Annotated in this window: 11 protein-coding genes; 3 read left to right on the forward strand and 8 right to left on the reverse strand. The window is 64.4% G+C overall.

All coding sequences use genetic code 11. The annotated features are described in order from the left end of the window. The first annotated feature begins 14 nt into the window (after nt 1-14). Complete coding sequence (locus tag GGQ99_RS15160; protein WP_183263167.1) at nt 15-1,145, forward strand: iron-containing alcohol dehydrogenase; 1,131 nt, start codon at nt 15-17, stop codon at nt 1,143-1,145. A gap of 18 nt (nt 1,146-1,163) precedes the next feature. Here the strand turns inward: GGQ99_RS15160 and GGQ99_RS15165 are convergent, their stop codons facing one another. The 8 genes from GGQ99_RS15165 to GGQ99_RS15200 form a co-directional block, all read right to left on the reverse strand. Continuing rightward, nucleotides 1,164-2,402, reverse strand: a complete 1,239-nt coding sequence (locus GGQ99_RS15165; protein WP_183263168.1) for a phenylacetate--CoA ligase family protein — start codon at nt 2,400-2,402, stop codon at nt 1,164-1,166. A 76-nt stretch (nt 2,403-2,478) separates the two neighbouring features. Next, on the reverse strand, nt 2,479-3,315 hold the full coding sequence (locus GGQ99_RS15170; protein ID WP_183263169.1) for an ABC transporter ATP-binding protein: 837 nt from the start codon (nt 3,313-3,315) through the stop codon (nt 2,479-2,481). Nucleotides 3,316-3,379: 64 nt separating this feature from the next. After that, nucleotides 3,380-4,711, reverse strand: coding sequence for an ABC transporter substrate-binding protein (locus GGQ99_RS15175; RefSeq protein ID WP_183263170.1), 1,332 nt, complete (start codon nt 4,709-4,711; stop codon nt 3,380-3,382). A gap of 48 nt (nt 4,712-4,759) precedes the next feature. After that, nucleotides 4,760-5,836: a branched-chain amino acid ABC transporter permease gene (locus GGQ99_RS15180; RefSeq protein ID WP_183263171.1), complete on the reverse strand. Its 1,077-nt coding sequence runs from the start codon at nt 5,834-5,836 to the stop codon at nt 4,760-4,762. Between the two features lie 4 nt (nt 5,837-5,840). Next, nucleotides 5,841-6,815 (reverse strand): branched-chain amino acid ABC transporter permease, encoded by a 975-nt coding sequence (locus tag GGQ99_RS15185; protein ID WP_183263172.1) that lies wholly within the window; start codon nt 6,813-6,815, stop codon nt 5,841-5,843. 131 nt (nt 6,816-6,946) lie between these two features. Continuing rightward, nucleotides 6,947-7,723 carry an ABC transporter ATP-binding protein gene (locus GGQ99_RS15190; RefSeq protein ID WP_183263173.1) on the reverse strand — a complete coding sequence of 259 codons (777 nt, stop codon included), beginning with the start codon at nt 7,721-7,723 and terminating at the stop codon, nt 6,947-6,949. After that, nucleotides 7,720-9,606, reverse strand: coding sequence for an AMP-binding protein (locus GGQ99_RS15195; RefSeq protein ID WP_183263190.1), 1,887 nt, complete (start codon nt 9,604-9,606; stop codon nt 7,720-7,722). Before GGQ99_RS15195 ends, GGQ99_RS15190 begins: the two co-directional genes overlap by 4 nt. A 305-nt stretch (nt 9,607-9,911) precedes the next feature. Next, a complete protein-coding gene (locus GGQ99_RS15200; RefSeq protein WP_245439590.1) occupies nt 9,912-10,586 on the reverse strand; it encodes a Crp/Fnr family transcriptional regulator in 675 nt (224 codons plus the stop codon). A gap of 332 nt (nt 10,587-10,918) precedes the next feature. Between GGQ99_RS15200 and GGQ99_RS15205 the strand changes: the two genes are divergently transcribed. Continuing rightward, entirely contained in the window at nt 10,919-11,575 is a 657-nt protein-coding gene (locus tag GGQ99_RS15205) for a TerC family protein (protein WP_108605901.1), read from the forward strand. Nucleotides 11,576-11,714: 139 nt separating this feature from the next. Next, nucleotides 11,715-12,152: a hypothetical protein gene (locus tag GGQ99_RS15210; protein WP_245439591.1), complete on the forward strand. Its 438-nt coding sequence runs from the start codon at nt 11,715-11,717 to the stop codon at nt 12,150-12,152. The last annotated feature ends 147 nt before the right edge of the window (nt 12,153-12,299 follow it).

The raw sequence follows: 12,299 nt of genomic DNA on the forward strand, positions 1-12,299 counted from the left end.
CAGGAGCATAGACGATGACCGGTCTCAGCATGCCCATATCGATCGTTCGGCCTCCGGTCATCGAATTCGGTCCCGGCGTGGTTTCCCGGCTTGCCGGCTGGGTGAAGGCGCGCAACGCCAAGAAGGCACTCGTCGTCGCCGACGCCTTCAATGCCACGCGCGTGGCGACACTCGATCTCGGCATCGAAACGGTCGTCTTCGGCGAAGTGCGCCCTGAACCGGACCTGCCCAATCTCGAAAAAGTGCTGGAACTTGCCGCGCTGTCGCAAGCCGACCTGATCGTCGGTTTCGGCGGCGGCAGCGCGATGGATCTCGCCAAGCTCGTCTCGGTGATGGCCGGTAGCGGGCAGCGGCTGCAGGACATCGTCGGCGTCGGCAAGGCGGCCAAGCGCCGGGTCGCGCTCGCCCAGGTGCCGACGACGTCGGGCACCGGCAGCGAGGCCGGCATCCGCGCCCTGGTCACCGACCCGGAGACGCAAGCCAAGCTCGCCGTCGAAAGCATCGAGATGCTGGCCGACATCGCCATCGTCGACCCGGCGCTGACGATGACCGTGCCACCGGCCGTCACCGCCGCCACCGGCGTCGATGCCATGGCCCATTGCGTCGAGGCCTACACCAACAAGAAGGCGCATCCGATGATTGACCTCTACGCGCTGGAAGGGGTGAAGCTGGTCGGCCGCTATCTCGCCCGCGCGGTCAAGGACGGCAGCAACGTCGAGGCCCGCGCCGGGCTGGCGCTCGCCTCGCTCTATGGCGGCTTCTGCCTGGGCCCGGTCAACACCGCCGGCGGCCATGCGCTCGCCTATCCGCTGGGCACGCGCTGGCACATCGCCCATGGTGCGGCCAACGCACTGATCTTCCCGCATGTGCTCGCCTTCAACCTGCCGGCGGCCTCGGAAAAGACCGGGCACATCCTATCAGCACTCGGCCTGCCAGAGGCGAATGCCGTGCAGGACGTGTTCGGGTCGACGCATGACTATTGCGCCTCGCTCGGCATCGAGATGAGGCTGTCCCAGCTCGGCGTGCCGGAGAACGACCTGGAGACGATGGCAGACGACGCCTTCGCCATCCGCCGTCTGCTCGACAACAACCCGCGCGAACTGGCGCGAGGCGACATCCTGTCGATCTACCGGACAGCCTACTGAGGCAGCGGCTGCCGGGGACTATTCGAGCGGACGTTCGTCGGCGATGACCTTGCCGTCATTGGGCAGGCTGCCGGGGGCGACGATCTCGACGGCGCCCTTCATCTTGGTCGCGGCCTGCAATGCCGCCTCGAGCTCAACACGGAGTTCGTCGCTCGCCGCGCCGGCTTCGGCCTTGAGCAGCATCGTGTCCTGTGCGCCGTCGCGGCCGACGACGAGGCGAAGCCGGCCGAGACCGGAAAACCTGCGTCCGATGGCGGCAACCTGGGCCGGGTCGACGAACATGCCCTTGACCTTGGTGCGCTGGTCGGCGCGGCCCATCCAGCCGGCGAGCCGCATGTTGGTACGGCCGCAGGAGCTGAGGCCGGAGAGCACCCGCGACAGGTCGCCGGTGCCGAAACGCAGCAAGGGATATTCCGGGACGAGGCGTGTGACCACGACCTCGCCAACCTCGCCATCGGCCACAGCCTCGCCGGTGCCCGGGCGTACGATCTCGACGATCAGCCCCTCGTTGACGACAAGGCCCGAGCGCGCCGTGGTCTCATAGGCGGCGACGCCGAGTTCGGCGCTGGCATAGGCCTGGTAGGCGTCGATGCCGGCGCCGGCGATCTCCTGCTGCAGCGAGGCCGGGAACGCGGCACCCGATACCAAGGCGTGGCGGAACGGATTGACGGCACCGGTGGCACTCATGCGGTCGAGCAGGATCTTGAGGAAGTCGGGCGTGCCTATATAGCCGGACGGCTTGAGCGCTACGACCGCCTCGACCTGTTGGTCGGTGTTGCCGACACCGGCGGGGATCACCGCGCAGCCGAGCGCATGGGCACCCGATTCCATCATGTGGCCGCCCGGTGTCAGGTGGTAGCTGAAGGCATTGTGGACGATGTCTTCCCGACGCATGCCGGACGCGAAAAGGGCCCGCGCGGCCCCCCACCAGTCGTCGCCGCGGCCTTCGGGATCGAAGATCGGCCCGGGGGAGACGAGCAGGCGCTTCAGCGCGCCTGGCCTGACGGGCGACAGGCCGGCGAAGGGCGGATCCTTGGCCTGCAGGGCAAGCAGGTCGCCCTTGCGGATGACCGGCACCTGCTGGAGCGCTGCACGGTCGATGAGGCTCGCAGCCGCAATGCCCTCGAGCTGCTGGCGCAGCGCCGGCGCGCCGGCTTGCGCGCCATCGAGCAGCGACTGCAGCCTAGCAAAAAGTGCGGCCTCGCGGACGGCCGGATCCTGGGTTTCCGCGGCATCGTAATGTGCGTTCGTGACCATGGTTCACCTAGGTTCTGGACGATGAGGGCGCGCCGCCCAACGGCATGACCGCGCAGCACCCGGAAAATGAAGCGGTTCAGGCGAGCCAGCGCTTGCGCCGCTTGTAGCTCTTGACCTCGCGGAACGACTTGCGGCCCTCGCCGCCAATGCCGAGATAGAATTCCTTGACGTCCTCGTTGTCGCGCAACGAGGCGGCGTCGCCATCCATGACGATGCGGCCGGTTTCCATGATGTAGCCGTAGGTGGCGTATTTCAGCGCCATGTTGGTGTTCTGCTCGGCCACCAGGAACGACACGCCCTGCTTGTCGTTCAGGTCCTTGACGATCTCGAAGATCTCGTCGACCACCTGCGGCGCGAGCCCCATCGACGGCTCGTCGAGTAGGATCATCTTGGGACGGCTCATCATGGCGCGGCCGATGGCGCACATCTGCTGCTCGCCGCCCGAGGTGTAGCCGGCCATCGACGATCGGCGCTGCCTCAGCCGGGGGAAGTAGCCGTAGATCATGTCGAGGTCGTCACGGATGGCGCGGTTGCCGTCGCGCCGCGTGAAGGCACCGGTGAGCAGGTTTTCCTCGATGCTGAGATGGCCGAAGCAGTGCCGCCCCTCCATCACCTGGATGCAGCCGCGCCGCACCAACTCGTTCGGGCTGAGGCTGTCGACACGTTCACCGTCGAACTCGATCGAGCCCTTGGTGACCTCGCCGCGCTCGGCATGCAGAAGATTTGAGATCGCCTTCAGCGTCGTCGTCTTGCCGGCGCCATTGGCGCCGAGGATGGCGACGATGCCGCCCTGCGGGACAGTCAGCGACACGCCCTTGAGAACGAGGATGACGTGATCGTAGATCACTTCGATGTTGTTGACCGACAGCATCGGGCGGGCCGGCTCGACCGCGTTGGAAGCATGTTCAGACATCAGCAAGCTCCGGGACAAAGGTCCCTCCCCCTGACGGGGAAGGGACAGGGTTCAAGCTGCAGCCTTACGAGGCGTCGCAGGCCTCGGCGCGGGCCGGCCACGGTGCGTTCTTCTCGGCATAGGCCTTGGCGTCGGCATCGAGCAGCGGCCCGACCTTGTCGCTCATCGGCGCGATGTAGTCGGACACCTTCTCGTAGGTGGTGCCGTTCCAGCTCTGGACGAAGGTCGAGAAGTGGCCGTTGTGGTCGGCGCAGGAGAGCTTGACCGCACCGGTGAAGCCTTCGAGGCCGATTTCCTTGAGCCGCGCCTCATCGATGTTGAGGCCTTCCAGGCCGCGGCGAACGTCCTCGCCGGTGACCGCCTTCTTGCCGGTGATCTCCTGCGCCTTGCGGATCGCCTCGGCGATCAGCATCGAATTGTAGATGCCGCGGTTGTAGAGAACCTGGCCGACCTTGTCCTTGCCAGAAACCTGGCTTTTGCCGGCATCGACGACGTGCTTCTGGATGTCGGCGAGAAGCGGGAAGTCCGCACCAACGGCATGCCAGTTCAGCGTCTTGAAGCCCTTTGCGCCGTCGCCGGCACCCTTGGCGTCATCCTCGCTCGGCCACCAGATCGAGATGAACTTCTCCATCGGGTAGTTGGTCTTCACCGCTTCCTTGACGGCGGTGGCATTCAGCGCGCCCCAGCCGTAGAGGATCATGTAGTCGGGCTTGTCGCGGCGAACGCTCAGCCACTGCGACGACTGGTTCTGCATGTCGGCGGCGGCCACCGGATAGAGCTTGGCCTCGAAGCCGAGTTCCTTCGACAGCTGCTCGATCAGCGGCAGCGGCTCGCGGCCGAAGCTGGCGTCGAGATAGATGTAGCCGATCTTCTTGCCCTTGAGCTTGTCGATGCCGCCGCCTTCCTGGGTGGCGATGTATTGCAGGATCTGGGTGAAGCCGTCCCAGTAGGTTGCCGGCGGGTTGAAGATCCATGGGAAGGTGTCGCCCTTGGCCGAGGCCGACAGGCCGTAGGCCATCGACAGCACCGGGATTTTGTCCACGGCCGCCTTGGGGATCAGCGGCAAGGTGATGCCTGTCGACCACGGATTGACGATCACCGGCTTCTTGGGCTTCACCGATTCATAACATTCGAGGCCCTTCTTGGTGTCGTAGCCGGTCTCGCACTCCTCAACGATCAGCTTGACGCCGCCGATGCCGCCGTCGCGCTCGTTGAGAAGCGTCAGGTAGTCGTGCATGCCGTTGGCGATCGGCGTTCCGGACCCGGCAAACGGGCCGGTGCGATAGGTGAACAGCGGCACGTAGATCGATTCTTCCTGGGCCTGCGCGCCGTGCACGGCCGGCAAGGTCAGCGATGCTGCTGCAGAAAGTGCGTATAGCCAGTTCTTGAGCGACATTTCGTTCTCCTCCCTACTTCTTTTGCAATTCCGTCTTGTGCATGGCCCCTAGTAAGGGAAGGGCCACACACGAAGCTTCTGCTTGGCGATCTGCCAGAGCCGCGCGAGGCCGTGCGGTTCGACGATCAGGAAAAAGATGATGAGGGCGCCGACGATCAGATACGTCAGGTGCTCCACCGTTGCGGCAGCAATGGGCAGGCCAAGCGCCTCGGGCAGCATGCGGATGACGATCGGCAGGATGTGGATCAGCGCTGCGCCAAAGAAGCTGCCGATCATCGAGCCGAGGCCACCGATGATGACCATGAACAGCAAAAGGAACGACAGCTTGATGTCGAAGGCCGATGGCTCGGCGGCCCCGAGCCAGAGGAAGACCATGAGCGCGCCCGAAACGCCGCAGTAGAAGGACGACACCGCAAACGCGAGCAGCTTTGCCGGCAAAAGGCGGATGCCCATCAGCTGCGCTGCAATGTCCATGTCGCGCACCGCCATCCAGGTGCGGCCGATCCTGCCATGGACGATGTTGGAGGCGAGCAGGGTCATGACGACGACGATGACCAGCACCACGAGGTAGCGCGTGACGGGCGTGGCCGAGGGTCCGGTGATGGCCAGGCCGAACAGCTTCCGCGCCGGCACTTCGATGGCGCCGGACGGATTGTCGTTGTAGAGCCAGCTGATGCGCACGAAGCACCACTGCAGGAAGAACTGCGCGGCCAGCGTCGCGACCGCCAGGTAGAAGCCCTTGATGCGCAGCGACGGCAGGCCGAACAGCACGCCGATGCCTGCGGCGAAGAAGCCCGAGCAGAGGATCCAGACCAGGATGTTGACGCCTGGAAAGATGGTCGACAGCTTGTAGGCCGAATAGGCGCCGACCCCCATGAAGGCGGCCGAGCCGAGGGAGAGCAGTCCGGTGTAGCCGACAAGGATGTTGAGCCCGATTGCGCCCAACGACAGGATCAGGAACGGCACCATCACCGAGGCAAGCAAGAACTCGTTGCCGAACAGGGGCACCGCGACGAAGGCGATGAGCAGGATGAAGGCCAGGCCGAACCGGTCCTGCAGGATCGGGAACACTGCCTGGTCGGCCGCGTAGCTTTGCTTGAACTGGCCCGTCTCGCGATAGAACATGGTGTCAGATCCGCTCGATTATCTTGTCGCCGAACAGACCCTGCGGCCGATACAGCAGGAACAGCAGGGCTATGGCGTAAGCAAACCAGCTCTCGATGCCGCCGCCGAGCAGGGGGCCCCAGTAGAATTCGCCGAGCTTTTCGCCGATGCCGATGATCAGCCCGCCGACGATCGCGCCGGGCACCGAGGTCAGCCCGCCCAGCACCAGCACCGGCAGCGCCTTGAGCGCCACGATCTCGAGCGCGAAGGAGACGTCGGAACGGGCGCCCCACATGATGCCGGTCACCAGTGCGACCAGGCCGGCGGCGAACCAGACGATAACCCAGATCTGGTTGAGCGATATGCCGACCGAAAGCGCTGCCTTGTGGCTGTCGGCAACGGCGCGCAAGGCCCGGCCGATGCGGGTCTTCTGGAAGAACAGGGCGAGCCCGACGATCATCACGGAGGCGATGACGGCGGCGGCGATGTCGATCTTCTGGAAGCTGACAAGGCCGCCGAGCATCTCGACGTCGACCGAGCCGCTGGGCAGGAACAGCTCGCTGGCGATCATCTGCTTGGGGTCGCCGCCGAACACCATCTCGCCGAAGCCGATCAGCACATAGGTGACGCCGAACGTCGCCATGAACAGGATGATGTCGGGCTGGTTGACCAGCGGCCTCAGCACGACGCGCTCGACCAGCATCGCCAGCACGAACATCACGCCCGCCGTCAGGATCAGCGCGACGAAGGCCGCGGTGTGGCCGGAAAAGCCCGCGGCCGAAAACTTCTCGTAGAAGCCGACGAGGGTAAGCGCTGAAAACACGACCATGATGCCCTGGGCGAAGTTGAACACGCCCGACGCCTTGAATATGAGCACGAAGCCAAGGGCGATCAGCGCATAGAGGACGCCCGACACCAGCCCCTCCCACAGGGTCTGGACCAAAAGGTCGGGCATCTGCACCATCTGCACGAAGGGGTCGATGAAGATGTTGTAGAGCATCGGTCTCCCTCCTCAGCCGGCCCGGCGCGTCGGACAGGCCTGGCGACATGCCGAGCCGCCTGCCGTCGTCTCCGCTGCCCTGCGTCTCGTGTTCATGCGGATTTTTCCTCCTCCACCAGACACCGGCATGGTCAGTGCCCCACGCCGAGATAGGCCTCGATGACCTTGGGATCGGCCTTGACCACTTCGGGCGTGCCGTCGGCAATCTTGTGCCCGTATTCGAGCACCACCACGCGGTCCGACAGGTCCATCACCACGCCCATGTCGTGCTCGATCAGGGCGATGGTGGTACCGAAATGCTTGTTGAGATCGAGGATGTAGCGGCACATGTCCTCCTTCTCCTCGATGTTCATGCCGGCCATCGGCTCGTCGAGCAGCAAGAGCTCCGGCTCCATCGCCAGCGCACGGCCAAGCTCGACGCGCTTCTGCAGGCCGTAGGGCAGCTTGCCGACCGGCGTCTTGCGGATCGCCTCGATCTGCAGGAAATCGATGATGTCTTCGACCACGCGCCGGTGCTCGATCTCCTCGCGCATCGCCGGGCCGTAGCGCAGCATCTGCCACAACAGACCGCGGTGCATCTTCAGCGTGCGGCCGACCATGATGTTGTCGAGCGTGCTCATGCCGCGGAACAGCGCCACGTTCTGGAAGGTGCGGGCGATGCCCTGGCTCGCGGCCTGATAGGGCCGCATGCGCGGACGGGTCTTGCCCTTGTAGGTGATGCGGCCGTGCTGGGGGTGGTAGAAGCCGTTGACCACGTTCAGCATCGAGGTCTTGCCGGCGCCGTTGGGGCCGATGATGGCGCGGATCTCGCCCTTGCGGATGTCGAAGGACACATCGGTGATGGCCTTCACCCCGCCGAAGGACAGCGATACGCCATCGACCGCCAGCAGTGTTTCGGGTGCGTTCATGCGGCGACCCCAAGCTTGGCGACTTGCGCAACCTCAGCCTCGGCGATGCGGACCCTGGCGGATATGATACCCTTGCGGCCGTCCTCGAAGGTCACTTCGGTCGAGATGTCGGAGGCCTCCGAGCCATTGTAGAGCGCGTCGACCAGAGGCTTGTAGCGTTCGGCGATGAAGCCACGGCGAACCTTCTGCGTGCGCGTCATCTCGCCGTCGTCGGCGTCGAGTTCCTTGTGCAGGATAAGGAAGCGCTTGATCTGCGCCGCCGCCATACGCGGCTCGGCGGCCAGCGCCCGGTTCACCTCGGCGACGTGACCGGTGAACATTTCATAGACCTCGGGGCGCTGCGCCAGCTCCTGGTAGGAGCCGTAGGCGATGTTCTTGCGTTCCGCCCAATTGCCGACCGCCGTCAGGTCGATGTTGAGCATGACCGTGACGAAGTCGCGGTCCTGCCCGAAGGCCACGGCTTCCTTGATGTTGGGGAAGAACTTCAGCTTGTTTTCGATGTATTTCGGCGCGAACAGCGCGCCCGAGCTCAACTTGCCGACATCCTTGGCGCGGTCGATGATGGTGAGGTGGCCGTCGGGATCGAAGAAGCCGGCGTCGCCTGTCTTCACGTAACCTTCCGGGGTGACCGTTTCTGCCGTGCGTTCAGCGTCCTTGTAATAGCCGACGAACTGGCCGGGTGAGCGATAGAGCACCTCGCCATCGTCGGCGATGCGGATCTCGACATTGGGCGTCGCCGGCCCGACCGTGCCGGCGCGGATCTGCCCGTCAGGCTGCGCGGTGACATAGAGAAAGGCCTCTGTCTGGCCGTAGAGCTGCTTCAGGTTGAGGCCGAGCGACCGGTAGAAGGAAAACAGGTCCGGTCCGATTGCCTCGCCGGCCGTGTAGGCGACGCGAATGCGGGAAAAGCCGAGCACGTTCTTCAGCGGCGCGTAAACCAGCAGGTTCCCGATCGAATAGCCGAGGCGGGCGCCGAGCGGCACCTTCTCGCCGTCGAGGATCTTTTCGCCCCAACGCCTAGCTACTCCGATGAAGTAATTGAACATGCCGCGCTTGAGCGCTCCGGCATCCTCCATGCGGATGGTGATCCGGGTCAGCAGCGTCTCGAACACGCGCGGCGGCGCGAAATAGAAGCTCGGCCCGATCTCCTGCGTGTCGGCTTCCGCCGTTTCCCGGCTTTCGGGACAAGCGACGCAGAAGCCCGCGACCATAGACTGGGCGTAGTTGAGGTAGTGATCGCCGACCCAGGCCAGTGGCAGGTAGGCGAGCACTTCGTCGCGGTCGGTCAGCTTGTCGAAGGTGACGGTATCGCGCGCAGCCGCGATCGAGCCGCCGGCGGTCAGCAGCACACCCTTGGAGCGGCCTGTCGTGCCGGAGGTATAGAGGATGATGGAGATGTCGCTGGCCTGACCGCGGTCGCGCTCGGTATCAATCGCAGCGGCCGCGGAGCCGTCAGCCGCCAGTCGGACACGCCCCTGCTCGATGATGTCATGGATGGCGTGGAGCCGGCTGTGATCGTAGTCGCGCAAGCCGCGCGGCTCGTCATAGAGAACGGTGCGGAGCTTCGGCACGCGGTCCTGGACCGAGATCAGCTTGTCGACCTGCTCCTGATCCTGCACCGCCGCAAAGGCGACGTCGGCGTGGTCGAGCACATAGGCCATCTCGTCCGCGACCGCATCGGCATAGACCGGCACGGGGATCGCCCCCAGCCATTGCGCGGCGAGAATGGTCCAGTACATGGCCGGCCGGTTCGCGCCGATGACGGCGATGGTCGCGCCGCGCTCCAGACCGAGTTGCTGCAAGCCGGCGGCATAGGCGCGGATGGTTTGGGCCAGCTCGCTCCAGTCCCATGTCCGCCAGATGCCGAGATCCTTGTGACGCATCGCCGGGCGGTTGGGCCGCAGGCGAGCATGCTCGCACAGCAGCTTGGCAAACGTATCGAGCTCGCGCGTTACGCTCCCTTGTGCCAAAGGCACGCCTCCCGTTTGTTCCCTCGTAGATCGCCGGGTGTTCCCGGTCGTTGGATCGAAGCTCGCAACCTTGGCAGGCTTTTTCAAGGGCTGGCTTGACAGACAGGACGCCAATGTTCAGTCTTGGGTACCGGCCTCATGCGCCCTAGGCGTAATTGCACGCCTAACCCTTTGAAATCATAGATATTCATAAACCACGCGCCACGCCGGCGGCCGCGCTACTCGCCGTAGCCGCGCAGCTTTTCCAGATCCAGGATCGTAACGCCGCCGCTCTCATTGCGGAGCAAGCCGGCCTTTTCCAGTTCTTGCAGGATTCGGTTGGCTACAGGCCGCGACACGCCGGCCAGCAAACCGATCTCCTCCTGGCTGATGTCGATGTGCGAACCGACGAAGGGACTGATCACCGGGTTGAACAGCGAGGCCAGGCTGCGCGCCACCTTGCCGGTCGAATCGAGCGTACGATCATGCTCGACCTGCGCAATGAACTGCCCGAGCCGCTCGTTGATGAGCCGTACCAGCAGCCGGTCGAAGGCGACGCTGTTTTCGAAGAGCCAGAAAAATGTCGAGCGGTTGAGTAGTGCCACCTGCGTACGCCGCAGGGCAAGAACGTCATACTGGCGCGGCTCGTCCTTGAGCAACGACCCTTCGCCGAACCAGCAACTCGGCGGCAGGCCGGCATAGGTCACGGCCTTGCCCGAGGTGGTGATCGAACCCAGCCGCAACAGTCCGCTGACGACGCCGATCCAGTTGTCGATGCGATCGCCGCGATGGATGAAATAGGTCCCCGGCTCAAGGATGCGCAGCATGATGCCGCGACGCGCACGCTCACGCTCATCCTCCGGCAGTTCCCGCGCCCAGAATACCGACGACAGAAATTGTTCCGGGCTTATCACGCGCGCTCCTGCACACTGCCATGAAGGACGTGCGTACCATGCGGTGTGTGCCCTCGTCACGCCGGGAGGTCAGCTAATCGCCGCCAATCCGCTCTGCATTGCGAAATTTGGCCTTGAGTTTCTCGCGTCCGGCAATTAGCTAGTCGCTACCAGGCCGGGCCCCTCTGGCAGTCCATCAGGACTGTGATGTCGGACTGGACGTTCCAATCCGGGTGGCCTGGCTTTTGAAATCCCTACGCTGTAGCAGCACTTTTTGACACGCGCGGAATCCGCGTTGCCTACGGCTATGATTGCAAGCCGCGCCGCCCCCAGCTGAAAGCAAAGGGTGCCGCATGACAGAATTTTTCACTCCCGAAGCAATGACCGCTCTATTCCAGGTGATCATGATCGACCTGGTCCTGGCGGGTGACAACGCGATCATCATCGGCCTTGCCGCTGCAGGCCTGCCCAAGGACCAGCGCGCAAAGGCCATTCTCATCGGCATTGTCGCAGCAACCGTGCTGCGCATCGGCTTTGCCGCCGCAACGACCCAGTTGCTGCAAATCGTCGGCCTGCTGTTTGCCGGCGGCGTGCTGCTGTTGTGGGTGTGCTGGAAGATGTGGCGCGAGCTTCGCCAGAACCACGCCGAGGAAACGCAGGCCATCGAGGCGCTTTCGGAAAGCGACATCGACAAGGACGGCAAGGTTGCAGGTGCTGCCCCGCGCAAGACCCTTGGCCAGGCAGCCTGGCAGATCCTCATCGCCGACGTGTCCATGTCGCTCGACAATGTGCTCGCCGTCGCCGGCGCTGCGCGCGACCATCCCAACGTTCTGGTCTTCGGTCTTGTCCTGTCGATCGCATTGATGGGCATTGCCGCGAGCTTTATCGCCAACCTGCTGCAGAAGCATCGCTGGATCGCCTATGTCGGCCTGGCGATCATCCTCTATGTCGCCGGCGAGATGATCTATCGCGGCGCCCACGAATTGATGCCCTTCATCACCGGCTCCTGAGAGCCCGGCAGGCTGGCCGGAGAAGCCTCTCTGGCCAGCCTTTGCCACATGATCAGGCCCGCTTCGCGCGGGCCTTTTTCATGACCGCAAGGCACCTGGAATCAGCCTCTGGCATTGGAGCGGTCAACGCCAAGACACGATGCCGGCCCATCGACTGCTCACTTTTCTTTCGCCGCTACTCGCCCAGGCGCTGGTCGCATTCGACGGTGGGCAGGCTTCTCTGGCCTTCGACGGTGCGACGCGCTTCGGCCCGCAGGACCGCACCTATATCGCCGGCACTAGAGGCAGCCTGTCGAGCACCGGCCCCGACCTCGGCATTCAGGCGATCGTATTGACGACCATGGCCGGCACGGCACGGCCGGAACTCGCAGGCAGTTGGTTCAACGACGGCTTTGCCGGCACGATGGGGGAGCTTCTGTCGGCCATCGAAGACGGCCGCGAGCCGCTCAACGGTGCCCGGGCCAATCTGCGGAGCCTTGGACTGACCTTCGCCGCGATCGCCTCGACGCATCGCGGCACACCGGTCGTGCCCGGCGCCGTTCGCAGCCTGGCAGAAGTGAAGCGCTCCGCTGGCTGAAGCCGGCGCTTGATACGACAAAGTCCCGCCGGTTTTCACCGTGCGGGCCTTTTTGATTTTGGAGCCAGGATTCTGTCTTTTCTGTCCGGCTTTGTCGGCGTTGGCCTGCTTGGGGGCGGCTGATGCGGTTCCAATCGGAGCGTCACC

Source organism: Aminobacter niigataensis (genome assembly GCF_014200015.1).
Lineage (GTDB): Bacteria > Pseudomonadota > Alphaproteobacteria > Rhizobiales > Rhizobiaceae > Aminobacter > Aminobacter niigataensis.

Excerpts from the sequence above, each read along its gene's own strand:
- GGQ99_RS15160 (WP_183263167.1), top strand. The coding sequence starts at position 15 with ATGACCGGTCTCAGCATGCCCATATCGATCGTTCGGCCTCCGGTCATC.
- GGQ99_RS15165 (WP_183263168.1), bottom strand. The coding sequence starts at position 2,402 with ATGGTCACGAACGCACATTACGATGCCGCGGAAACCCAGGATCCGGCC.
- GGQ99_RS15170 (WP_183263169.1), bottom strand. The coding sequence starts at position 3,315 with ATGTCTGAACATGCTTCCAACGCGGTCGAGCCGGCCCGCCCGATGCTG.
- GGQ99_RS15175 (WP_183263170.1), bottom strand. The coding sequence starts at position 4,711 with ATGTCGCTCAAGAACTGGCTATACGCACTTTCTGCAGCAGCATCGCTG.
- GGQ99_RS15180 (WP_183263171.1), bottom strand. The coding sequence starts at position 5,836 with ATGTTCTATCGCGAGACGGGCCAGTTCAAGCAAAGCTACGCGGCCGAC.
- GGQ99_RS15185 (WP_183263172.1), bottom strand. The coding sequence starts at position 6,815 with ATGCTCTACAACATCTTCATCGACCCCTTCGTGCAGATGGTGCAGATG.
- GGQ99_RS15190 (WP_183263173.1), bottom strand. The coding sequence starts at position 7,723 with ATGAACGCACCCGAAACACTGCTGGCGGTCGATGGCGTATCGCTGTCC.
- GGQ99_RS15195 (WP_183263190.1), bottom strand. The coding sequence starts at position 9,606 with ATGCGTCACAAGGATCTCGGCATCTGGCGGACATGGGACTGGAGCGAG.
- GGQ99_RS15205 (WP_108605901.1), top strand. The coding sequence starts at position 10,919 with ATGACAGAATTTTTCACTCCCGAAGCAATGACCGCTCTATTCCAGGTG.
- GGQ99_RS15210 (WP_245439591.1), top strand. The coding sequence starts at position 11,715 with ATGCCGGCCCATCGACTGCTCACTTTTCTTTCGCCGCTACTCGCCCAG.